Here is a 22,120-nt window from a genome sequence, read left to right on the forward strand (position 1 = left end):
AAGGATTGATGGATAAACGTATTTTTGTTGAAAAAAAGGCTGATTTTCAGGTCAAGTCAGAGAGTTTGGTAAGAGAGCTCCAGCACAACTTGGGACTTTCAACTTTGAAAAGTATTCGTATTATGCAAGTGTATGATGTCTTTAACTTGGCTGAGGACTTGTTTGTGCCTGCAGAGAAACACATCTTCTCTGAGCAGGTGACAGACCATGTTTTGGACGAAGCAGCTGTGCAGGCGGATCTTGCCAACTATGCTTTCTTTGCGATTGAAAGCCTGCCTGGCCAATTTGACCAGCGTGCAGCATCTTCACAGGAAGCCTTGCTTTTACTAGGAAGTTCGAGTGATGTAACGGTTAATACTGCTCAACTTTACTTAGTCAATAAAGATATTGATGCGACTGAGTTAGAGGCGGTCAAGAACTACTTGCTTAATCCAGTTGATTCTCGTTTCAAGAACATCACAACAGGGATTGTCAAGCAGGAATTTTCAGAGTCAGACAAGACTATTCCTAAATTGGCTTTCTTTGAAAACTATACAGCAGAAGACTTTGCTCGCTACAAGGCCGAGCAAGGGATGGCTATGGAAGTGGATGATTTGCTCTTTATCCAGGACTACTTTAAGTCAATCGGGCGTGTGCCAACTGAGACTGAACTCAAGGTTTTGGACACTTACTGGTCTGACCACTGCCGTCACACGACGTTTGAGACTGAGTTGAAGCAGATTGATTTTTCAGCTTCTAAATTCCCAAAACAATTGCAGTCAACCTATGACAAGTATATTGCCATGCGTGATGAGTTGGGGCGTTCTGAAAAACCGCAAACCTTGATGGATATGGCCACTATTTTCGGTCGTTATGAGCGTGCTAATGGGCGTTTGGACGATATGGAAGTGTCAGACGAAATCAATGCTTGCTCTGTTGAAATTGAAGTGGATGTCAATGGTGTGAAAGAACCTTGGCTCCTCATGTTCAAAAATGAAACCCACAACCACCCAACGGAAATTGAGCCATTTGGTGGGGCTGCTACCTGTATCGGTGGTGCTATTCGTGACCCATTGTCAGGTCGCTCGTATGTTTACCAAGCTATGCGTATCTCAGGTGCTGGAGATATTACCGCACCGATTTCGGAAACTCGCGCTGGGAAATTGCCACAACAGGTCATTTCTAAGACAGCGGCTCATGGTTATTCTTCATACGGTAACCAAATTGGGCTTGCGACGACCTACGTTCGTGAGTATTTCCACCCAGGCTTTGTAGCTAAACGCATGGAGCTTGGTGCTGTTGTCGGAGCGGCTCCTAAGGGCAATGTTGTCCGTGAAAAACCGGAAGCGGGTGATGTCATTATCCTCCTTGGAGGTAAGACTGGACGTGATGGTGTCGGTGGTGCGACGGGCTCTTCTAAGGTTCAAACGGTTGAGTCTGTGGAAACTGCTGGAGCTGAGGTTCAAAAAGGGAATGCCATCGAAGAACGTAAGATTCAGCGCCTCTTCCGTAATGGTGCTGTCACTCGTCTCATCAAGAAATCCAATGACTTTGGTGCTGGTGGTGTCTGTGTGGCTATCGGTGAATTAGCAGACGGTCTTGAAATTGATCTTAACAAGGTGCCTCTTAAATACCAAGGCTTGAACGGTACAGAAATTGCCATCTCTGAATCTCAAGAACGGATGGCGGTCGTGGTTCGTCCTAAGGATGTAGATGCCTTCGTTGCAGAATGTAACAAAGAAAATATTGACGCTGTTGTGGTTGCGACAGTGACTGAAAAACCAAATCTAGTCATGCACTGGAATGGTGAAACCATTGTCGACTTGGAACGTCGTTTCCTAGATACCAACGGTGTGCGTGTCGTTGTTGATGCCAAGGTTGTGGACAAAGATGTCAAGCTTCCAGAAGAACGTCAAACATCTGCTGACACACTTGAAGCAGATACCCTTACGGTTCTATCTGACCTCAACCATGCGAGTCAAAAAGGATTACAGACTATCTTTGACTGCTCTGTTGGACGCTCAACGGTTAATCACCCACTTGGCGGACGCTACCAACTCACACCAACTGAAGCTTCTGTGCAGAAATTGCCAGTTCAACACGGTGTGACTCATACTGCGTCAGTCATGGCTCAAGGTTTCAACCCTTATATTGCAGAATGGTCTCCATACCACGGTGCTGCCTATGCGGTGATCGAAGCAACTGCTCGTTTGGTTGCTGCTGGTGCCAAATGGTCTCAGGCTCGTTTTTCTTACCAAGAGTACTTCGAGCGCATGGACAAACAAGCTGAGCGTTTTGGTCAGCCAGTAGCTGCTCTTCTAGGCTCTATCGAAGCACAAATCCAACTTGGTTTGCCATCTATCGGTGGTAAGGACTCTATGTCTGGTACTTTTGAAGAATTGACAGTACCGCCAACCTTGGTAGCCTTTGGGGTAACGACAGCGGATAGCCGTAAGGTGCTCTCTCCAGAATTTAAAGCTGTTGGGGAAAACATCTACTACATCCCAGGTCAAGCTCTTGCTGCAGAGATTGATTTTGACTTGATTAAGTCAAATTTTGCTCAGTTTGAAGCCCGTCAAAAGGCTCATAAAGTGACATCTGCATCAGCTGTCAAATACGGTGGTGTGGTTGAAAGTTTGGCTCTTGCTACTTTTGGAAATCATATTGGTGCAGAGGTAACCTTGCCTGAACTTGAAAGTTCTTTGACAGCACAATTGGGCGGATTTGTCTTTACCTCTCCTGAAGAAATCACTGGAGTAGAGAAAATCGGTCAAACAAGTGCAGACTTTACACTCCTTGTCAACGGTGTGAAGCTAGATGGACACAAGCTTGACAGTGCCTTCCAAGGAAAACTGGAAAAAGTTTACCCAACAGAGTTTGCCCAAGCCAAAGAGCTGGCTGAAGTACCAGCTGTCGCTACTAACACAGTCATCCAAGCTAAAGAAAAAGTTGAAAAACCGGTGGTCTATATCCCAGTATTCCCGGGAACCAACTCAGAATATGACTCAGCCAAGGCATTTGAAAAAGAAGGCGCAGAGGTTAACTTGGTGCCATTCGTGACACTCAATGAAGAAGCCATTGTCAAGTCAGTTGAAACCATGGTTGACAACATCGGCAAGGCTAACATTCTCTTCTTTGCCGGTGGATTCTCAGCTGCGGACGAGCCAGATGGTTCAGCTAAGTTTATTGTCAACATCCTGCTCAATGAAAAAGTGCGTGCAGCTATTGATAGCTTTATCACTCGTGGCGGTTTAATCATAGGTATCTGTAATGGATTCCAGGCCTTGGTCAAATCAGGTCTTCTTCCATACGGAAACTTCGAGGATGCCAGCAGTACGAGCCCAACCCTCTTCTACAATGATGCCAACCAGCACGTGGCCAAGATGGTGGAAACTCGGATTGCCAATACCAACTCGCCGTGGTTGACTGGGGTGCAAGTGGGCGATATCCACGCTATTCCTGTTTCGCACGGTGAAGGGAAGTTTGTCGTGACGGCTGAGGAATTTGCGGAGCTCCGTGACAATGGTCAAATCTTTAGCCAATACGTTGACTTTGATGGAAAACCAAGTATGGATTCTAAGTACAATCCGAATGGTTCCGTCCATGCCATTGAAGGAATTACCAGCAAGAACGGCCAAATCATCGGTAAGATGGGACACTCAGAACGTTATGAAGACGGTCTTTTCCAAAATATCCCAGGAAATAAAGACCAGCACCTCTTCGCGTCGGCGGTTAAATACTTTACTGGAAAATAAGACTTGCAGATTTTCTAATAGATAGTATCAGTAATGTAAAAGTCATGTAGATTTAGCTCTTGGTGCTACACAAATAAAAATTAGGTATATAAAATGACATACGAAGTAAAATCTCTTAATGAAGAATGTGGTGTTTTCGGTATCTGGGGACATCCAGATGCTGCTAAATTGACCTATTTTGGTCTCCATAGTCTTCAGCACCGTGGTCAGGAGGGGGCAGGAATCCTCTCCAATGACCAAGGGAAACTAAAGCGGCATCGCGATATGGGTCTTCTATCAGAAGTCTTCAGAAATCCTGCTAACTTAGATAAATTGACAGGAACTGGTGCGATTGGGCATGTGCGTTATGCGACTGCTGGCGAAGCTTCTGTAGATAACATCCAGCCCTTCCTCTTCCGTTTTCACGATATGCAGTTTGGCTTGGCTCATAATGGAAATCTGACCAATGCAGCCTCTCTTAAGAAAGAATTGGAAGATAGAGGAGCGATTTTCAGCGCGACTTCGGACTCGGAAATCTTAGCTCACCTCATTCGTCGCAGTCATAATCCTAGCCTGATGGGCAAAATCAAGGAAGCGCTCAGTCTTGTCAAAGGTGGTTTTGCCTATATCTTGCTGTTTGAGGACAAGTTGATTGCGGCTCTTGACCCCAATGGTTTCCGTCCGCTTTCTATTGGGAAAATGGCCAACGGAGCGGTGGTTGTTTCCTCTGAAACCTGTGCTTTTGAGGTTATTGGTGCAGAGTGGATTCGTGATTTGAAGCCAGGTGAGATTGTGATCATTGATGACAAGGGCATTCAGTATGACAGCTATACAGATGATACCCAGTTGGCGATTTGCTCTATGGAGTATATCTACTTTGCTCGCCCTGATTCTAATATCCACGGTGTCAATGTCCATACGGCTCGTAAACGTATGGGGGCTCAATTAGCGCGTGAATTCAAGCATGAGGCGGATATTGTAGTTGGTGTACCCAATTCCTCCCTCAGCGCGGCTATGGGATTTGCGGAAGAGTCCGGGCTACCAAATGAAATGGGTCTCATCAAGAACCAATACACCCAACGTACCTTTATCCAACCGACTCAAGAATTGCGGGAGCAAGGGGTGCGGATGAAACTATCTGCTGTTTCTGGTGTTGTAAAAGGCAAGCGTGTGGTTATGGTGGATGATTCTATCGTTCGCGGAACAACCTCTCGTCGGATCGTTCAACTCTTGAAAGAAGCGGGTGCGACTGAAGTTCACGTTGCCATTGGTAGTCCAGCGCTAGCTTATCCATGTTTCTACGGGATTGATATCCAGACGCGTCAGGAGCTGATTGCTGCCAATCATACGGTTGAAGAAACTCGTCAAATCATTGGAGCAGATAGTCTGACCTATCTTTCGATTGATGGATTGATTAACTCTATTGGGATTGAAACAGATGCGCCAAATGGCGGACTCTGTGTCGCTTACTTTGACGGTGACTACCCAACACCTCTCTACGACTACGAAGAAGATTATCGTCGCAGTTTAGAAGAAAAGACCAGTTTTTACAAATAGACGAAAGATTCTCCATTAAAGGAAAGGAATAAATGACAAAAAATGCTTATTCTTCACGTCTCACTACTGACTAAAAGCTAAAGCATTTGTCAGTAGACGCTTTGCCCTATGGGGCAAAGCTAGAGCCCTGACTAGTATTTTTAGATAAAATAATTGTTTATCTAAAAATACGTCGCAGTCTTTCCCCCCAAAAAAAGAAAAGGAAAAATAAAATGGCAAATAAAAATGCGTACGCTCAATCTGGTGTGGATGTTGAAGCGGGTTATGAAGTTGTTGAACGGATTAAAAAGCACGTGGCTCGTACGGAGCGTGCAGGTGTCATGGGAGCTCTGGGTGGCTTTGGTGGTATGTTTGACCTTTCAAAGACTGGCGTTAAAGAACCCGTCTTGATTTCAGGAACTGATGGTGTCGGAACCAAGCTCATGCTGGCTATCAAGTACGACAAGCACGATACCATCGGTCAGGACTGTGTAGCCATGTGTGTCAATGATATCATCGCTGCAGGTGCGGAGCCTCTCTATTTCCTCGACTATGTGGCGACAGGTAAGAATGAACCAGCTAAGCTAGAACAAGTGGTCGCGGGTGTAGCAGAAGGTTGTGTGCAGGCAGGCGCTGCCCTCATTGGTGGAGAAACGGCTGAAATGCCTGGCATGTACGGCGAAGATGACTATGACTTGGCTGGTTTTGCGGTCGGTGTGGCTGAAAAATCTCAAATCATTGACGGTTCAAAGGTGGCAGAAGGAGATGTTCTTCTCGGACTTGCTTCAAGTGGGATTCATTCCAATGGTTACTCTCTCGTCCGTCGTGTCTTTGCGGATTACACAGGTGAGGAAATCTTGCCAGAATTGGAAGGTAAGCAACTCAAGGAAGTTTTGCTTGAGCCAACTCGTATCTATGTCAAGACTGTTTTGCCACTCATCAAAGAAGGCTTGGTAAATGGTATTGCCCACATCACAGGTGGTGGCTTTATTGAGAATATCCCTCGCATGTTTGCAGCTGACTTGGCTGCTGAGATTGAGGAAGACAAGGTTCCAGTTTTACCGATTTTCAAAGCCCTTGAAAAATACGGTCAGATCAAACATGAAGAAATGTTTGAAATCTTCAATATGGGTGTGGGACTTATGCTAGCAGTTAGCCCTGAAAATGTAAGTCGTGTCAAGGAATTGTTGGATGAACCAGTCTATGAAATTGGTCGTATCGTCAAGAAAGAAAACGAAAGTGTCATCATCAAATGAAAAAAATAGCGGTTTTTGCCTCTGGTAATGGCTCAAATTTTCAGGTGATAGCGGAACAATTTCCAGTAGAGTTTGTCTTTTCAGACCATCGTGACGCCTATGTGCTCGAACGTGCAGACAAGCTCGGCGTTCTGTCCTATGCTTTTGAACTCAAGGAGTTTGAGAGCAAGGCAGACTACGAAGCGGCCCTTGTCGAACTCTTGGAAGAGCACCAGATTGACTTGGTTTGTCTAGCAGGCTACATGAAAATCGTTGGGCCAACCTTATTGGCGGCTTATGAAGGTCGGATTGTCAATATTCATCCAGCATACTTGCCAGAATTTCCAGGAGCTCATGGGATTGAGGACGCTTGGAATGCTGACGTGGATCAGTCTGGTGTGACCATTCACTGGGTAGATTCTGGTGTGGACACTGGTAAGATCATCAAACAAGTACGTGTACCAAGGTTAGCTGATGATACCATTGATAGTTTTGAAGAACGTATTCATGAAGCAGAGTATAAGTTGTATCCGGAGGTAGTGAAGGCTCTATTTACAGATTGACTTTTTGATGATTCATATGATATCTTTGATTTAAAATTGGAGTCAGTGCTTGTTGAAGACGGCTTCAAACGGAGGTATTTGTGATGTTAGAATCTAAAAAAACAACTCGATATGTATTTTATGTCTATCTGATGTTATTAACTTGGGGAATCTTATTTAAGTTTGAAACAAATCCTGAATTTATAGCATTTTTCTTAGCTCCAAGGTACATCAATTGGATTCCATTTTCAGAACCACTAATAGTAGATGGAAAAATTGTTTTTGCTGAAATGTTATTTAATCTGATTTCCTTTATTCCATTAGGTGTTTGTTTCCCTCTGATAAAAACTAATTTATCTAGTTTAAGAATAGTCGGGACAGGTTTCTTGATTAGTTTATTGTTTGAGTGCTTACAGTATATTTTAGCAATAGGTATAACAGATATAACGGATTTGGCTTTAAATACGCTAGGTGTTTGTGTAGGCTTACTGATTTATCAAATTTTTATAAGAGTGTTCAAATCACAGACTAGAAAATGGGTCAATATCTTAGGTATGCTTAGCCTTGGTTTTGCTTATTTTGTTTTACTGTTACTGCATTTAATTGGTGTTTAACTAATGATTAAAAAGGAGAATATAATGACTAAACGCGCCTTAATCAGCGTCTCAGACAAAGCGGGCATTGTTGAATTTGCCCAAGAACTTAAAAAACTTGGTTGGGATATTATCTCGACAGGTGGGACAAAGGTTGCCCTTGACAATGCTGGGGTGGAGACCATTGCGATCGATGATGTGACGGGCTTCCCAGAGATGATGGACGGTCGTGTCAAGACCCTTCATCCAAATATCCACGGTGGGCTCCTTGCTCGTCGTGACTTGGATAGCCACTTGGAAGCGGCTAAGGACAACAAGATTGAGCTCATTGACCTTGTGGTGGTCAATCTCTATCCATTCAAGGAAACGATTCTCAAACCAGACGTGACGTACGCTGATGCAGTTGAAAACATCGATATCGGCGGGCCATCTATGCTTCGTTCAGCAGCGAAGAACCATGCCAGCGTAACAGTTGTTGTAGATCCATCTGACTACGCTGTGGTTCTTGACGAATTGTCAGCAAACGGTGAAACAACTTACGAAACTCGACAACGTTTGGCAGCCAAGGTTTTCCGTCACACAGCGGCTTATGATGCCTTGATTGCAGAGTATTTCACAGCTCAAGTGGGTGAAGAAAAACCTGAAAAACTGACCTTGACCTATGACCTCAAACAAGCCATGCGTTACGGTGAAAATTCTCAGCAGGATGCGGACTTTTACCAAAAAGCCTTGCCGACAGATTACTCCATTGCTTCAGCCAAACAGCTCAACGGTAAAGAATTGTCCTTCAACAATATCCGTGATGCGGATGCTGCCATTCGTATTATTCGTGATTTCAAAGACCGTCCAACCGTTGTGGCTCTCAAACATATGAATCCATGCGGTATCGGTCAGGCTGATGACATTGAGACTGCTTGGGACTACGCTTATGAGTCTGACCCAGTGTCTATCTTTGGTGGTATCGTTGTTCTTAACCGTGAGGTGGATGTTGCGACAGCTGAGAAGATGCACGGTATTTTCCTTGAAATCATCATCGCACCAAGCTATACGGATGAAGCGCTAGCTATTTTGACTAATAAAAAGAAAAACTTGCGTATCCTTGCCTTGCCATTTGATGCTCAAGAAGCTAGCGAAGTGGAAGCAGAATACACAGGTGTTGTCGGTGGACTTCTGGTGCAAAACCAAGACGTGGTCAAAGAAAGCCCAGCTGACTGGCAAGTGGTGACCAAACGCCAACCAACTGAGACAGAATCGACAGCTCTTGAGTTCGCTTGGAAGGCTATTAAATACGTCAAATCAAACGGAATCATCGTAACCAACGACCACATGACACTTGGTGTTGGTCCAGGTCAAACTAACCGTGTTGCCTCTGTTCGTATCGCTATTGACCAAGCTAAAGACCGCCTTGATGGTGCTGTTCTCGCATCGGATGCCTTCTTCCCATTTGCGGATAACGTGGAAGAAATTGCCAAAGCAGGTATCAAAGCTATCATTCAGCCGGGAGGATCCGTCCGTGACCAAGAATCTATCGAAGCAGCTGACAAATATGGCTTGACCATGGTCTTCACAGGAGTGAGACATTTTAGACATTAAGAACACTAAAGGGAAGAAAACAGTTTCTTTCCTTTTTTGCGTAAAAATGCGGAGTGAAACAAGATTAAAACGAACGTTTGTGATATAATATTGGTAAATAATTCGCAAAAGAGGTTGTGAGATGAAACTACTTGTTGTCGGTTCGGGTGGTCGTGAACATGCGATTGCTAAGAAGTTGCTTGAGTCAAAAGAGGTAGAAAAGGTTTTTGTTGCTCCTGGGAATGATGGGATGACTCTGGATGGTTTGGAATTGGTAAATATCTCTATTTCCGAACATTATGAATTGATTGAGTTTGTAAAAGCCAACGATATTGCTTGGTCATTTATCGGGCCAGATGACGCCCTTGCGGCTGGTATCGTGGATGATTTCAATGCGGCAGGACTCAAAGCTTTTGGTCCGACTAAGGCTGCGGCTGAACTTGAGTGGTCTAAGGATTTTGCCAAGGAAATCATGGTCAAATATGGCGTTCCGACAGCAACCTATGGCACATTCTCGGACTTTGAGGAAGCCAAGGCCTATATCGAAAAGCAGGGGGCTCCTATCGTTGTCAAGGCGGATGGCTTGGCACTTGGGAAGGGTGTCGTCGTTGCTGAGACGGTTGAGCAAGCGGTCGAAGCCACTCATGAGATGCTATTGGACAATAAATTCGGTAATTCAGGTGCGCGTGTGGTCATCGAGGAATTCCTAGACGGAGAAGAATTCTCTCTCTTTGCCTTTGTCAATGGGGACAAGTTCTACGTTATGCCAACGGCTCAGGATCACAAACGTGCCTATGATGGTGACAAGGGACCTAACACAGGCGGTATGGGAGCTTATGCGCCAGTTCCTCACTTGCCACAGAGCGTAGTTGCCACAGCGGTTGACACTATTGTCAGGCCAGTCCTCGAAGGGATGATTAAAGAAGGTCGCCCTTATCTGGGTGTTCTTTACGCAGGGCTTATCTTGACAGCTGATGGACCTATGGTTATAGAGTTTAATGCTCGCTTCGGAGATCCAGAAACTCAGATTATCTTGCCTCGTCTGACCTCTGATTTTGCACAAAATATCACAGACATCCTTGATGGTAAGGAGCCAAACATTACCTGGACGGACAAGGGTGTGACTCTGGGTGTGGTTGTCGCATCCAACGGTTACCCGCTAGACTATGAAAAAGGTGTCAAGTTGCCAGCCAAGACAGAAGGAAACATCATCACCTACTATGCAGGTGCTAAGTTTGCGGAAAATAGCAGAGCACTGCTCTCAAACGGTGGCCGTGTTTATATGCTCGTCACCACAGCAGAAACCGTCAAAGAAGCCCAAGACACCATCTACAAGGAACTCGTCCAACAACAAACAGAAGGGCTCTTCTACCGAACAGATATCGGAAGCAAGGCAATTAGATAAAGATGTAAGAAAAAGCGACGTAGTCGCTAAGTACGATAATGGTCGCCGTGGTGAAAAGACCAGAACAGTATCTGTTCTGGTCGGGGAAAATTTGAGAACTTAGGCTCAAATTGTAGAAATGAAACCGAAGGTTTGCTTCCGTCCCCACCACCTAAGATCATTATCAAAAAAGAAGAAAAGGAAAATTATGACCAAGCCAATTATTTCCATCATCATGGGCTCAAAATCCGACTGGGCAACCATGCAAAAAACAGCAGAAGTCCTAGACCGCTTCGGTGTAGCCTACGAGAAGAAGGTTGTCTCTGCCCATCGCACACCTGATCTCATGTTCAAGCATGCCGAAGAAGCGCGTAGTCGTGGTATCAAGGTCATCATCGCAGGTGCTGGAGGCGCAGCCCACTTGCCAGGAATGGTAGCTGCCAAAACAACCCTTCCTGTCATAGGGGTACCTGTCAAGTCTCGTGCTCTTAGCGGTGTGGACTCGCTCTATTCTATCGTTCAGATGCCGGGTGGGGTGCCTGTTGCGACAATGGCTATCGGTGAAGCAGGAGCGACAAACGCTGCTCTCTTTGCCCTTCGTCTCCTTTCAGTAGAAGAACAGGCTATCGCTACAGCATTGGCAGATTTCGCAGAAGAACAAGGAAAAATCGCAGAGGAGTCGACAAATGAGCTCATCTAAAACAATCGGAATTATCGGTGGTGGTCAACTGGGTCAGATGATGGCCATTTCTGCTATCTACATGGGGCACAAGGTTATCGCGCTGGATCCTGCGGCGGATTGCCCGGCCTCTCGTGTGGCGGAAATCATCGTGGCGCCTTATGACGATATGGACGCCCTCCGTCAGTTGGCTGAGCGATGTGATGTTCTCACTTATGAGTTTGAAAATGTGGATGCCGACAGTTTGGATGCCGTTATCAAGGATGGACAGCTCCCTCAAGGAACAGACCTACTTCGCATTTCCCAAAACCGGATTTTTGAGAAGGACTTTCTTTCCAACAAGGCTCAAGTCACTGTGGCCCCATACAAGGTCGTGACTTCAAGCCAAGACTTGGCAGATATTGACCTATCGAAAAACTATGTTCTCAAGACTGCGACTGGTGGCTATGATGGGCATGGACAAAAGGTCATTCGCTCAGCAGAAGATTTGGAAGAAGCCTATGCATTAGCAGATTCAGCAGACTGTGTCTTGGAAGAATTTGTCAACTTTGACCTTGAAATTTCTGTCATTGTTTCTGGAAATGGCAAGGACGTGACGGTTTTCCCAGTTCAGGAAAATATCCACCGCAATAACATTCTTTCAAAAACCATCGTTCCTGCACGCATTTCAGAAAGTCTAGCTGAGAAATCTAAAACTATGGCAGTACGAATCGCAGAACAACTTAATCTGTCTGGAACCCTTTGCGTGGAAATGTTTGCAACAGCTGATGACATCATTGTCAATGAGATTGCCCCCCGCCCACATAACTCTGGGCACTACTCCATTGAAGCTTGCGACTTTTCACAATTTGACACGCATATTTTGGGTGTTCTAGGAGCACCATTGCCAGCCATAAAACTACATGAGCCTGCCGTCATGCTCAACGTTCTCGGCCAACACGTCGAGGTCGCTGAAAAATATGTCACAGAAAATATAAGCGCCCACCTGCACATGTATGGTAAAATAGAAGCGAAGCACAACCGCAAGATGGGACATGTGACTTTGTTTAGTGATGTGCCAGATGAGGTTGAGGAGTTTGGGAAAGGAATTGATTGGTAGGTGAAGACTATGATTCAAATCATTGTTAATGCTTTTGTTGAAAAGGATAAGACCGGAGCAGTTGTTGAAGTCTTGTTTGCTAGTAGCAATTACGCAAAAGTGAAGGCCAAATATGAAGAGTTAGTTGTTCAATACCCTGAAAACTATTTAGCAATTTATGATTTACCATTGGATACTGATCTCAATGAATTACCACACTATCCATCTGTGTTTATTGGAAAAGAGGAGTTTGAGTAGAAATCTTGGTTTACCTAGATAGCTTATTCCCAACAGCTTTAGAAGAAAGGAAAAATTAATAACAATGATCAACCGTTACTCTCGTCCTGAGATGGCGAACATTTGGAGTGAAGAAAATAAATACCGTGCTTGGCTTGAGGTGGAAATCTTGGCTGACGAGGCATGGGCTGAGTTGGGGGAAATCCCTAAGGAAGATGTGGCTTTGATTCGCGAGAAGGCGGACTTTGACATCGACCGTATTTTGGAGATTGAGCAGGAGACGCGCCACGATGTGGTGGCTTTCACACGTGCGGTTTCTGAGACTCTTGGCGAAGAGCGCAAGTGGGTCCATTACGGTTTGACATCAACTGACGTGGTGGATACGGCTTACGGTTACCTCTACAAGCAGGCTAACGATATCATCCGTCGTGACCTTGAAAATTTCACCAACATCATCGCTGACAAAGCGAAAGAACACAAGTTCACCATCATGATGGGGCGTACCCACGGTGTGCACGCTGAGCCTACAACTTTTGGTCTTAAATTGGCGACTTGGTACAGCGAAATGAAGCGCAATATCGAGCGTTTTGAGCATGCGGCTGCTGGTGTGGAAGCTGGTAAAATTTCTGGTGCGGTTGGAAACTTTGCCAATATCCCACCATTCGTTGAGCAATACGTCTGCGACAAGCTGGGCATCCGTGCTCAAGAAATCTCTACACAGGTCCTTCCTCGTGACCTTCACGCTGAGTACTTTGCGGTTCTTGCCAGCATCGCGACTTCAATCGAACGTATGGCGACTGAGATTCGTGGTTTACAAAAATCAGAGCAACGCGAAGTGGAAGAATTCTTTGCCAAAGGTCAAAAAGGGTCTTCAGCAATGCCTCACAAACGCAACCCTATCGGTTCTGAAAATATGACTGGGCTTGCGCGTGTTATCCGTGGTCATATGATTACAGCTTATGAAAACGTGGCTCTCTGGCACGAACGTGACATCTCTCACTCATCAGCTGAGCGTATCATCGCACCAGATACGACCATTTTGATTGATTACATGCTTAACCGTTTTGGAAATATTGTCAAAGACTTGACAGTCTTCCCAGAAAATATGATCCGCAACATGAACTCGACATTTGGTTTGATTTTCAGCCAACGGGCTATGTTGACTTTGATTGAAAAAGGCATGACCCGTGAGCAAGCCTATGACTTGGTACAACCAAAAACAGCCTATTCTTGGGACAATCAAGTAGACTTCAAACCATTGCTAGAAGCAGATCCAGAGGTGACATCACGCCTCACACAAGAGGAAATCGATGAGATTTTTAACCCTCTTTACTATACCAAACGGGTGGATGATATTTTTGAACGTCTTGGATTAGGATAATTAGAATAAAAATCGAATTTCTATTACTCCATTTATAGGAGTAGCAGAACTTCGATTTTTATTTTGTCTTAAAGTGTTTTTTGATAAAAAGATCCCTAATATTTTAGTAAAATTTAAACAAATTTGATTTACATATATAAAATAGCGTTTTAATGGGATATAATAAGCATAGAAAAAGCCCAAGCGATTAGGCTCAGGCTTTCTTCTTAGTGATCACGGTCACATGAGATGAATTTAATCTTGTAATAATCAGATCGTTTGTAAGTTTCACTGTATCCTAAAACTTGACCAGTTGATTCGAGTTTGGTGATTTTAGTTTGTAGAACAGTAGGGAATTGTTCATCGACTCCGAGGACTGAAGCCGCATGTTCTGGAGTTGGAAAGACTATTTCGTTGATTTCTTCAAAGTGTTCATCATTCATGTGAATGTGGTAGTCTAACTTGAAACGGTTATAGATAGAACTATAGTATTCAAGGTTTGGATAATTTGCGTTGATATATTGTTCTGGGATGTAGGATGTATGGTAGATATAAACGACACCGTTTGATTCGCGGACACGTTCAATCTTGTAGTAGAATTGATCGCCGCGTAGACCCAATTTTTCCAAGTAAGCGAGTTTGTTTCCGCGTTCAATTGAAAGAACAGTTACCTTATCATCTTTAGCATTAAAGAGTTCAATATCTGAAAACTCTACAAGCTTGTGTTTGCGTGCACGTGAAACGAAGGTTCCTTTTCCTTGTTGGCGGACAATATAGCCATCTTTAGCAAGGTCGTTTAAGGCGCGGACAACTGTGATAGAACTGACATCGTACATTGAAATGAGCTCTGCTTCAGTGTAAAATTTATCTCCACTGCTAAACTGCCCAGAGATGATTTTATTTTTTAATTCGTCTTTTATGTATTGATATTTGGGAATTGCCATATTTTTACCTCTATTTTCCTTCTCCACAGAAAATTTTACCATAAAAGCGAAAAAAATAGTAGTCTTTTGAATAAAAAATTAGAAAAATAGTTTGAAAAATTAAGCTACATAGGCATTGCACGTATTTTATAAATGTATTTTATACAAAATTATTTTAGGTTATCTATTCCGAATTGAAAGAGCGTTTGAAATGGGTCTGAAAATGTTTGAAACTAATTGAACGTGTGTATAATAGTAAAATTCTAGCAAATATTCCGACAATTTCTATTGACAATTCAAACAGATTGGTTTATAATTACTATAACAACAAATGAAAGCGTAAACTTTCGCGGTCAGAAGGTAGTTTTATGACACGATTTGAGATACGAGATGATTTCTATCTTGATGGAAAATCATTTAAGATTTTATCTGGCGCCATTCATTATTTTAGGGTTCCTCCAGAAGATTGGTATCATTCGCTCTATAACTTGAAGGCTCTTGGCTTTAATACGGTAGAGACTTATGTGGCTTGGAATTTACACGAGCCTCGTGAGGGCGAGTTTCACTTTGAAGGGGCTCTGGATTTAGAGCGATTTCTCCAGACGGCACAGGATTTAGGTCTCTACGCTATCGTTCGTCCGTCACCCTTCATCTGTGCGGAATGGGAATTCGGTGGTTTACCAGCTTGGCTCTTAACCAAAGATATGAGGATTCGTTCATCAGATCCAGCCTATATTGAGGCTGTCGGTCGCTACTATGACCAGCTCTTACCACGATTGGTTCCACATCTGTTGGACAATGGTGGCAATATCCTCATGATGCAGGTTGAAAATGAGTATGGTTCTTACGGAGAAGATAAGGATTATCTGAGAGCAGTTCGACAGCTAATGGAAGAGCGTGGCGTAACCTGTCCCCTCTTTACGTCAGATGGTCCATGGAGAGCTACTCTAAAAGCTGGAACCTTAATCGAAGATGACCTCTTTGTAACAGGAAACTTTGGTTCTAAGGCACCTTACAACTTTTCACAGATGCAGGAATTCTTTGATGAGCATGGTAAGAAATGGCCGCTCATGTGTATGGAGTTCTGGGATGGCTGGTTCAATCGTTGGAAAGAACCGATTATCACACGGGATCCAAAAGAATTGGCAGATGCAGTTCGAGAGGTTTTGGAACAAGGCTCTATCAATCTCTACATGTTCCACGGTGGTACAAACTTTGGTTTCATGAATGGTTGTTCGGCTCGAGGAACTTTGGACTTGCCACAAGTTACATCTTATGATTACGATGCGCTTCTGGATGAAGAAGGAAATCCAACTGCCAAATACTTGGCAGTCAAGAAGATGATGGCAACACATTTTCCAGAGTACCCGCAGTTGGAACCCCTCTACAAAGAGAGTATGGAGTTGGATGCTATTCCACTAGTTGAAAAAGTTTCCTTGTTTGAAACCTTGGATAGCTTGTCAAGTCCAGTAGAAAGCCTCTATCCTAAAAAGATGGAGGAGTTGGGACAAAGTTATGGCTACCTACTCTATCGAACAGAAACAAACTGGGATGCAGAAGAAGAAAGACTTCGTATCATTGACGGTCGAGATAGGGCCCAGCTGTATGTCGATGGTCAGTGGATTAAAACCCAATATCAGACAGAGATTGGGGAAGATATTTTTTATCAAGGCGAAAAGAAAGCGTTATCTAGGATTGACATATTGATAGAAAATATGGGGCGTGTCAACTATGGGCATAAATTCTTAGCGGATACGCAACGTAAGGGAATTCGGACAGGGGTTTGTAAGGATTTGCACTTCTTACTAAACTGGAAACACTATCCACTCCCACTAGACAATCCTGAGAAAATTGATTTTTCAAAAGGATGGACTCAAGGACAACCAGCCTTTTACGCTTATGACTTTACAGTCCAAGAGCCAAAAGATACTTACCTAGACTTGTCTGAGTTTGGTAAGGGAGTTGCCTTTGTCAATGGGCAGAATCTAGGACGTTTTTGGAACGTCGGCCCGACCCTCTCACTTTATATCCCTCATAGCTATCTCAAGGAAGGTGCCAACCGCATCATTATCTTTGAAACAGAGGGCCAATATAAAGAAGAGATTCATTTAACTCGTAAACCTACACTAAAACACATAAAGGGGGAAAACTTATGACAATTGTAGGATGCCGTATTGATGGACGTTTGATCCACGGACAAGTAGCCAATCTATGGGCTGGAAAACTAAATGTTTCACGTATTATGGTTGTAGATGACGAAGTTGTCAACAACGACGTTGAAAAGAGTGGTTTGAAACTTGCGACACCACCAGGTGTAAAATTGAGTATTTTGCCAATTGAAAAAGCGGCAGCCAATATTCTTGCTGGTAAGTACGATAGCCAACGTCTCTTTATCGTGGCTCGTAAACCAGACCGTTTCCTTGGCTTGGTCGAAGCAGGTGTACCACTTGAAACCCTCAATGTTGGGAATATGTCTCAAACACCAGAAACTCGTGCCATCACACGTTCTATCAACGTAGTGGACAAGGATGTGGAAGACTTCCGCAAACTAGCAGAAAAAGGTGTTAAACTTACTGCTCAAATGGTTCCAAATGATCCAATTTCAGACTTTTTGAGCTTATTAAAATAGGAAAAAATTTTTTAGGAGGTCATTGTTATGATACAATGGTGGCAAATTTTACTTCTCACTTTGTACTCAGCTTATCAAATCTGTGATGAGTTGACGATCGTTTCATCTGCAGGTTCCCCTGTATTTGCTGGTTTCATTACTGGTTTAATCATGGGAGATGTGACTACTGGTTTGCTTATCGGTGGTAACTTGCAACTGTTCGTTCTTGGGGTTGGTACCTTCGGTGGTGCTTCTCGTATCGACGCAACTTCTGGTGCGGTTCTTGCGACAGCCTTCTCTGTTTCACAAGGAATTGATGCACCGCTTGCAATTACTACAATCGCTGTACCAGTAGCAGCTCTCTTGACTTACTTCGACGTTCTTGGACGTATGACTACTACCTTCTTCGCTCACCGTGTGGATGCTGCCATCGAACGCTTTGACTATAAAGGTATTGAACGCAACTACCTACTTGGTGCGATTCCTTGGGCTCTATCTCGTGCCCTTCCAGTCTTCTTTGCCCTTGCTTTTGGTGGTGCCTTTGTACAATCAGTAGTAGACTTCGTTGAAGCCTACAAATGGGTTGCAGATGGCTTGACACTCGCAGGACGTATGCTTCCAGGTCTTGGATTTGCAATCTTGCTTCGTTACCTTCCAGTTAAACGTAACCTTCACTATCTTGCTATGGGATTTGGTTTGACAGCTATGTTGACTGTTCTTTACTCATATGTAACAGGTCTTGGTGGCGCTGTTGCTGGTATCGTAGGTACTCTTCCTGCTGAAGTTGCTGAAAAAATTGGTTTCGTGAACAACTTCAAAGGTTTGTCTATGATTGGTATTTCTATCGTAGGTATTTTCCTTGCAGTGCTTCACTTCAAAAATAGCCAAAAAGTAGCTGTAGCAGCACCTTCTACACCATCAGAAAGTGGGGAAATCGAAGATGACGAATTCTAATTACAAACTTACAAAAGAAGATTTTAATCAAATCAACAAACGTAGCTTGTTTACTTTCCAATTAGGTTGGAACTACGAACGTATGCAAGCTTCTGGTTACCTTTACATGATCTTGCCTCAATTGCGTAAAATGTATGGGGATGGAACTCCTGAATTGAAAGAAATGATGAAAGTTCATACTCAATTCTTCAATACTTCACCATTCTTCCATACCATTATCGCTGGTTTTGACCTTGCCATGGAAGAAAAAGATGGTGTAGGTTCAAAAGATGCCGTTAACGGTATCAAGACAGGTTTGATGGGACCATTTGCTCCTCTTGGAGATACAATCTTTGGTTCACTTGTACCTGCTATCATGGGGTCAGTCGCAGCAACTATGGCTATCGCTGGCCAACCTTGGGGTATCTTCCTTTGGATTGCAGTTGCAGTAGCCTATGACATCTTCCGTTGGAAACAGTTGGAATTTGCCTACAAAGAAGGGGTTAACCTTATCAACAACATGCAAAGTACCTTGACAGCTTTGATTGACGCTGCATCTGTACTTGGTGTCTTCATGATGGGTGCTCTTGTAGCAACAGTGATTAACTTTGAAATTTCTTACAAATGGGCAATCGGTGAGAAGATGATTGACTTCCAAGACATCTTGAACCAAATCTTCCCACGCTTGCTTCCAGCAATCTTTACTGCCTTTATCTTCTGGTTGCTTGGTAAGAAAGGTATGAACTCTACTAAAGCTATCGGTATTATTATCGTACTTGCTTTGGCTCTTTCTGCCTTTGGTAAATTTGTACTTGGAATGGGCGCATAATTTATGACGCAATCATTAATTTTGGTGAGCCATGGTCGTTTCTGTGAAGAACTTAAAGGTAGCACAGAAATGATTATGGGCCCACAAGGCAATATTTACACAGTAGCTCTTCTTCCAGAAGATGGACCAGAAGACTTTACTGCTAAATTTGAAGCTGCTATTGAAGGATTGGATGATTTCCTAGTCTTTGCGGATCTTCTCGGTGGGACACCTTGTAACGTGGTCAGTCGTTTGATCATGGAAGGTCGTGACATCGAACTTTATGCAGGGATGAATCTTCCAATGGTGATTGAATTTATCAATGCGAGCCTGACAGGCGCAGATGCGGACTACAAGAGCCGTGCTGCAGAAAGCATTGTGAAAGTCAATGATTTATTAGCGGGCTTCAATGATGATGAAGATGAATAAGATGTGACTTAGAGCATTTTATATAGAATATACATGGGAATGGGGCTTACTCCCATTCCCATCTTTAATAGAAAAAGAGGAATTCAATGCTACATTATACAAAAGAAGACTTGCTCGAATTGGGTGCAGAAATCACTACACGTGAAATCTACCAACAACCAGATGTATGGAAAGAAGCTTTTGAATCTTATCAAGCAAAACGTGAAGAAATTGCAGCCTTTCTACAAGGGATTGCGGATAAACATGACTATATCAAGGTTATCTTGACAGGTGCTGGGACTTCTGCTTATGTGGGAGATACCTTGGTGCCTTACTTTAAGGAAGTCTATGACGAACGCAAATGGAACTTCAATGCCATTGCGACAACAGATATTGTTGCCAATCCAGAAATTTATTTGAAAAAAGATGTGGCAACTGTCCTTGTATCTTTTGCTCGTAGTGGGAACTCGCCTGAAAGTGTGGCGACTGTTGATTTGGCCAAGGCCTTGGTGGATGAGCTTTACCAAGTGACGATTACTTGTGCAGCGGACGGTAAATTGGCTCTTCAAGCTCATGGAGATGACCGCAATTTCTTGCTTTTGCAACCAGCTGCTTCTAATGACGCTGGCTTTGCCATGACTTCTAGCTTTACGTCTATGATGTTAACAGCTCTCTTGCTCTTTGATCCTACAGAATTTGCTGTTAAGTCTGAACGTTTTGAAGTTGTGTCTAGTCTTGCCCGTAAAGTTTTAGATAATGCAGAAGATGTCAAAGAGCTTGTTGATTTAGACTTTAACCGTGTCATCTATCTAGGAGCTGGTCCTTTCTTTGGTCTTGCTCATGAAGCTCAGCTCAAGATTTTGGAATTGACAGCTGGTCAAGTGGCGACTATGTATGAAAGTCCAGTTGGCTTCCGTCACGGTCCAAAATCTCTTATCAACGAAGATACAGTTGTCTTAGTCTTTGGTACAACAACAGACTACACTCGGAAGTACGACTTAGACTTGGTTCGTGAAGTTGCTGGTGATCAGATTGCTCGTCGGGTTGTGCTTTTGAGTGATCAAGCCTTTGGCCTTGAAAATGTCAAAGAAGTGGCCCTTGGTTGTGGCGGTGTCTTGAATGATATTTACCGTGTCTTCCCTTACATCGTTTATGCTCAACTCTTTGCCCTATTGACTTCACTCAAGGTAGAAAATAAACCAGATACACCGTCTCCTACAGGTACCGTAAACCGTGTGGTACAAGGTGTTATCATCCACGAATATCAAAAGTAATACTGCGTTTATAGATTCTTGATAAAGGAGTTTGTAAATCATACAAGTAAACCATAGATTGTCAGTAGGCTTTCTATGGTTTGTTTGCTTGAGAGAAATAGTAAAAGGAGAAGAGAATGAAAGCATACACAGAGCGTGTATTTGGAAATGTTGAGGGCAAGGATGTCTTGGCCTATCGATTTGAGACGGACGGTGGCTACCAGCTTGAAGTCATGACTTATGGTGCGACTATCTTGCGTTATGTCACACCTGACAAGGCTGGAAATTTTGCCAATGTTATCTTGGGATTTGATGACTTTGCTAGCTATGTAGGCAATAGTCCTAAGCATGGAGCTAGCGTAGGTCCTGTGGCGGGCCGTATTGCAGGTGCGACATTTGAGCTTAATGGCAAGACTTATGACCTTGAAGTCAACAATGCTAGCAACTGTAACCATAGTGGCTCAACAGGTTGGGATTCGAGCTTGTTTGAATTGGTCGAGGTGAGTGACCATGGCTTGACCCTCTACACAGAGCGTACAGATGGGACAGGAGGATTTCCTGGAGATCTCAAGATTTGGATTAGTTATCACTTGGAAGAAACTGGTGCCTACGAAATTAGCTACAAGGTAACAACCGATCAGGATACGCTGGTCAATCCAACCAACCACAGCTATTTCAATTTGTCTGGTGATTTCATGCAGACCATTGATCGCCATGTCTTCCAACTAAACACAGAGGGTATTTACCCAATCGCTCCCGACGGTGTTCCTGCCAAAACTCCAGATGCAAATCGTGATGTGGTCAAACACATCTACAATGGTGCCTTGTTGAAGGATATCTTTGCAGAGGAAGATGAGCAAATCCAGTTGGTATCTGGCTTAGATCATCCATTTGCCCTTCCTGCAGGCCATGATAATGCTGGTTTCCTTTATGACCAAAATTCAGGTCGCTTCCTGCTCTTCAAGACAGAGGCTCCTTGCTTTGTGGTCTACACAGCAAACTTTGTAGATGAGAGTGTCATCATAGGAGGTCAGCCAATGGTACAGCACAATGGGATTGCCCTTGAAGCGCAAGCTTTACCAGATGCCATCCACAGTGACCTCAAAGACCAAGTCATTCTTAAAGCAGGTCAAACCTTCACCAGTAAGACACGTTATGAACTTGTTGTGAAGTGAAGAATTATTGCGCCTACTTTTGGGATTTAGGAATAGGTAAGCAAAGACAAATAGTAGGAAAATATGATATAATTAGGTGTTAA

The 22,120-nt window shown here is 43.7% G+C and carries 19 protein-coding genes; 18 read left to right on the forward strand and 1 reads right to left on the reverse strand.

Going from position 1 to position 22,120, the window contains the following annotated elements:
* The first annotated feature begins 8 nt into the window (after positions 1-8).
* From AC6I9F_RS00380 to purB, 11 genes are all read left to right on the forward strand, one after another.
* Entirely contained in the window at positions 9-3,734 is a 3,726-nt protein-coding gene (locus AC6I9F_RS00380; protein ID WP_262082025.1) for a phosphoribosylformylglycinamidine synthase, read from the forward strand.
* A 93-nt stretch (positions 3,735-3,827) separates the two neighbouring features.
* On the forward strand, positions 3,828-5,270 hold the full coding sequence (gene purF / locus AC6I9F_RS00385) for an amidophosphoribosyltransferase (protein ID WP_498022115.1): 1,443 nt from the start codon (positions 3,828-3,830) through the stop codon (positions 5,268-5,270).
* A gap of 212 nt (positions 5,271-5,482) precedes the next feature.
* On the forward strand, positions 5,483-6,505 hold the full coding sequence (purM, locus tag AC6I9F_RS00390) for a phosphoribosylformylglycinamidine cyclo-ligase (protein WP_498022117.1): 1,023 nt from the start codon (positions 5,483-5,485) through the stop codon (positions 6,503-6,505).
* Positions 6,502-7,047: a phosphoribosylglycinamide formyltransferase gene (gene purN / locus AC6I9F_RS00395; RefSeq protein ID WP_498022119.1), complete on the forward strand. Its 546-nt coding sequence runs from the start codon at positions 6,502-6,504 to the stop codon at positions 7,045-7,047. Before purM ends, purN begins: the two co-directional genes overlap by 4 nt.
* Positions 7,048-7,130: 83 nt before the next feature.
* The gene (locus tag AC6I9F_RS00400) at positions 7,131-7,640 is read left to right on the forward strand and encodes a VanZ family protein (RefSeq protein WP_261063869.1); all 510 of its coding nucleotides are present in this window, start codon (positions 7,131-7,133) and stop codon (positions 7,638-7,640) included.
* A gap of 24 nt (positions 7,641-7,664) precedes the next feature.
* Positions 7,665-9,212, forward strand: coding sequence for a bifunctional phosphoribosylaminoimidazolecarboxamide formyltransferase/IMP cyclohydrolase (purH, locus tag AC6I9F_RS00405; RefSeq protein WP_498022121.1), 1,548 nt, complete (start codon positions 7,665-7,667; stop codon positions 9,210-9,212).
* Positions 9,213-9,333: 121 nt separating this feature from the next.
* Positions 9,334-10,596, forward strand: a complete 1,263-nt coding sequence (gene purD, locus AC6I9F_RS00410) for a phosphoribosylamine--glycine ligase (protein ID WP_498022123.1) — start codon at positions 9,334-9,336, stop codon at positions 10,594-10,596.
* A 187-nt stretch (positions 10,597-10,783) separates the two neighbouring features.
* Positions 10,784-11,275 carry a 5-(carboxyamino)imidazole ribonucleotide mutase gene (gene purE, locus AC6I9F_RS00415; protein ID WP_498022124.1) on the forward strand — a complete coding sequence of 164 codons (492 nt, stop codon included), beginning with the start codon at positions 10,784-10,786 and terminating at the stop codon, positions 11,273-11,275.
* Positions 11,262-12,353 (forward strand): 5-(carboxyamino)imidazole ribonucleotide synthase, encoded by a 1,092-nt coding sequence (gene purK / locus AC6I9F_RS00420; RefSeq protein WP_498022126.1) that lies wholly within the window; start codon positions 11,262-11,264, stop codon positions 12,351-12,353. Before purE ends, purK begins: the two co-directional genes overlap by 14 nt.
* Positions 12,354-12,362: 9 nt before the next feature.
* Entirely contained in the window at positions 12,363-12,590 is a 228-nt protein-coding gene (locus tag AC6I9F_RS00425; protein ID WP_049512618.1) for a hypothetical protein, read from the forward strand.
* 64 nt (positions 12,591-12,654) lie between these two features.
* The gene (gene purB / locus AC6I9F_RS00430) at positions 12,655-13,950 is read left to right on the forward strand and encodes an adenylosuccinate lyase (RefSeq protein ID WP_498022128.1); all 1,296 of its coding nucleotides are present in this window, start codon (positions 12,655-12,657) and stop codon (positions 13,948-13,950) included.
* Between the two features lie 206 nt (positions 13,951-14,156).
* Here the strand turns inward: purB and AC6I9F_RS00435 are convergent, their stop codons facing one another.
* On the reverse strand, positions 14,157-14,873 hold the full coding sequence (locus tag AC6I9F_RS00435; RefSeq protein WP_173277324.1) for a GntR family transcriptional regulator: 717 nt from the start codon (positions 14,871-14,873) through the stop codon (positions 14,157-14,159).
* Between the two features lie 347 nt (positions 14,874-15,220).
* On the opposite strand from AC6I9F_RS00435, the gene AC6I9F_RS00440 reads away from it, so the two are divergent.
* The 7 genes from AC6I9F_RS00440 to AC6I9F_RS00470 all read left to right on the forward strand — a co-directional run bounded on the left by AC6I9F_RS00440 (position 15,221) and on the right by AC6I9F_RS00470 (position 22,037).
* Entirely contained in the window at positions 15,221-17,008 is a 1,788-nt protein-coding gene (locus AC6I9F_RS00440) for a glycoside hydrolase family 35 protein (RefSeq protein ID WP_498022130.1), read from the forward strand.
* Entirely contained in the window at positions 17,005-17,481 is a 477-nt protein-coding gene (locus AC6I9F_RS00445) for a PTS sugar transporter subunit IIB (RefSeq protein WP_049496992.1), read from the forward strand. The genes AC6I9F_RS00440 and AC6I9F_RS00445 overlap by 4 nt, the downstream gene beginning before the upstream one ends.
* 27 nt (positions 17,482-17,508) lie before the next feature.
* Complete coding sequence (locus AC6I9F_RS00450; protein WP_000616999.1) at positions 17,509-18,414, forward strand: PTS mannose/fructose/sorbose/N-acetylgalactosamine transporter subunit IIC; 906 nt, start codon at positions 17,509-17,511, stop codon at positions 18,412-18,414.
* On the forward strand, positions 18,401-19,222 hold the full coding sequence (locus AC6I9F_RS00455; protein ID WP_016398555.1) for a PTS system mannose/fructose/sorbose family transporter subunit IID: 822 nt from the start codon (positions 18,401-18,403) through the stop codon (positions 19,220-19,222). Before AC6I9F_RS00450 ends, AC6I9F_RS00455 begins: the two co-directional genes overlap by 14 nt.
* A 3-nt stretch (positions 19,223-19,225) precedes the next feature.
* Positions 19,226-19,630: a PTS sugar transporter subunit IIA gene (locus AC6I9F_RS00460; RefSeq protein WP_498022137.1), complete on the forward strand. Its 405-nt coding sequence runs from the start codon at positions 19,226-19,228 to the stop codon at positions 19,628-19,630.
* Positions 19,631-19,716: 86 nt separating this feature from the next.
* A complete protein-coding gene (locus tag AC6I9F_RS00465; protein ID WP_498022139.1) occupies positions 19,717-20,883 on the forward strand; it encodes an SIS domain-containing protein in 1,167 nt (388 codons plus the stop codon).
* Positions 20,884-20,999: 116 nt separating this feature from the next.
* The gene (locus AC6I9F_RS00470) at positions 21,000-22,037 is read left to right on the forward strand and encodes an aldose epimerase family protein (RefSeq protein ID WP_498022141.1); all 1,038 of its coding nucleotides are present in this window, start codon (positions 21,000-21,002) and stop codon (positions 22,035-22,037) included.
* Positions 22,038-22,120: the final 83 nt, after the last annotated feature.

It is taken from the genome of Streptococcus nakanonensis (assembly GCF_059738785.1).

Excerpts from the sequence above, each read along its gene's own strand:
- AC6I9F_RS00380 (WP_262082025.1), top strand. The coding sequence starts at position 9 with ATGGATAAACGTATTTTTGTTGAAAAAAAGGCTGATTTTCAGGTCAAG.
- purF (WP_498022115.1), top strand. The coding sequence starts at position 3,828 with ATGACATACGAAGTAAAATCTCTTAATGAAGAATGTGGTGTTTTCGGT.
- purM (WP_498022117.1), top strand. The coding sequence starts at position 5,483 with ATGGCAAATAAAAATGCGTACGCTCAATCTGGTGTGGATGTTGAAGCG.
- purN (WP_498022119.1), top strand. The coding sequence starts at position 6,502 with ATGAAAAAAATAGCGGTTTTTGCCTCTGGTAATGGCTCAAATTTTCAG.
- AC6I9F_RS00400 (WP_261063869.1), top strand. The coding sequence starts at position 7,131 with ATGTTAGAATCTAAAAAAACAACTCGATATGTATTTTATGTCTATCTG.
- purH (WP_498022121.1), top strand. The coding sequence starts at position 7,665 with ATGACTAAACGCGCCTTAATCAGCGTCTCAGACAAAGCGGGCATTGTT.
- purD (WP_498022123.1), top strand. The coding sequence starts at position 9,334 with ATGAAACTACTTGTTGTCGGTTCGGGTGGTCGTGAACATGCGATTGCT.
- purE (WP_498022124.1), top strand. The coding sequence starts at position 10,784 with ATGACCAAGCCAATTATTTCCATCATCATGGGCTCAAAATCCGACTGG.
- purK (WP_498022126.1), top strand. The coding sequence starts at position 11,262 with ATGAGCTCATCTAAAACAATCGGAATTATCGGTGGTGGTCAACTGGGT.
- AC6I9F_RS00425 (WP_049512618.1), top strand. The coding sequence starts at position 12,363 with ATGATTCAAATCATTGTTAATGCTTTTGTTGAAAAGGATAAGACCGGA.
- purB (WP_498022128.1), top strand. The coding sequence starts at position 12,655 with ATGATCAACCGTTACTCTCGTCCTGAGATGGCGAACATTTGGAGTGAA.
- AC6I9F_RS00435 (WP_173277324.1), bottom strand. The coding sequence starts at position 14,873 with ATGGCAATTCCCAAATATCAATACATAAAAGACGAATTAAAAAATAAA.
- AC6I9F_RS00440 (WP_498022130.1), top strand. The coding sequence starts at position 15,221 with ATGACACGATTTGAGATACGAGATGATTTCTATCTTGATGGAAAATCA.
- AC6I9F_RS00445 (WP_049496992.1), top strand. The coding sequence starts at position 17,005 with ATGACAATTGTAGGATGCCGTATTGATGGACGTTTGATCCACGGACAA.
- AC6I9F_RS00450 (WP_000616999.1), top strand. The coding sequence starts at position 17,509 with ATGATACAATGGTGGCAAATTTTACTTCTCACTTTGTACTCAGCTTAT.
- AC6I9F_RS00455 (WP_016398555.1), top strand. The coding sequence starts at position 18,401 with ATGACGAATTCTAATTACAAACTTACAAAAGAAGATTTTAATCAAATC.
- AC6I9F_RS00460 (WP_498022137.1), top strand. The coding sequence starts at position 19,226 with ATGACGCAATCATTAATTTTGGTGAGCCATGGTCGTTTCTGTGAAGAA.
- AC6I9F_RS00465 (WP_498022139.1), top strand. The coding sequence starts at position 19,717 with ATGCTACATTATACAAAAGAAGACTTGCTCGAATTGGGTGCAGAAATC.
- AC6I9F_RS00470 (WP_498022141.1), top strand. The coding sequence starts at position 21,000 with ATGAAAGCATACACAGAGCGTGTATTTGGAAATGTTGAGGGCAAGGAT.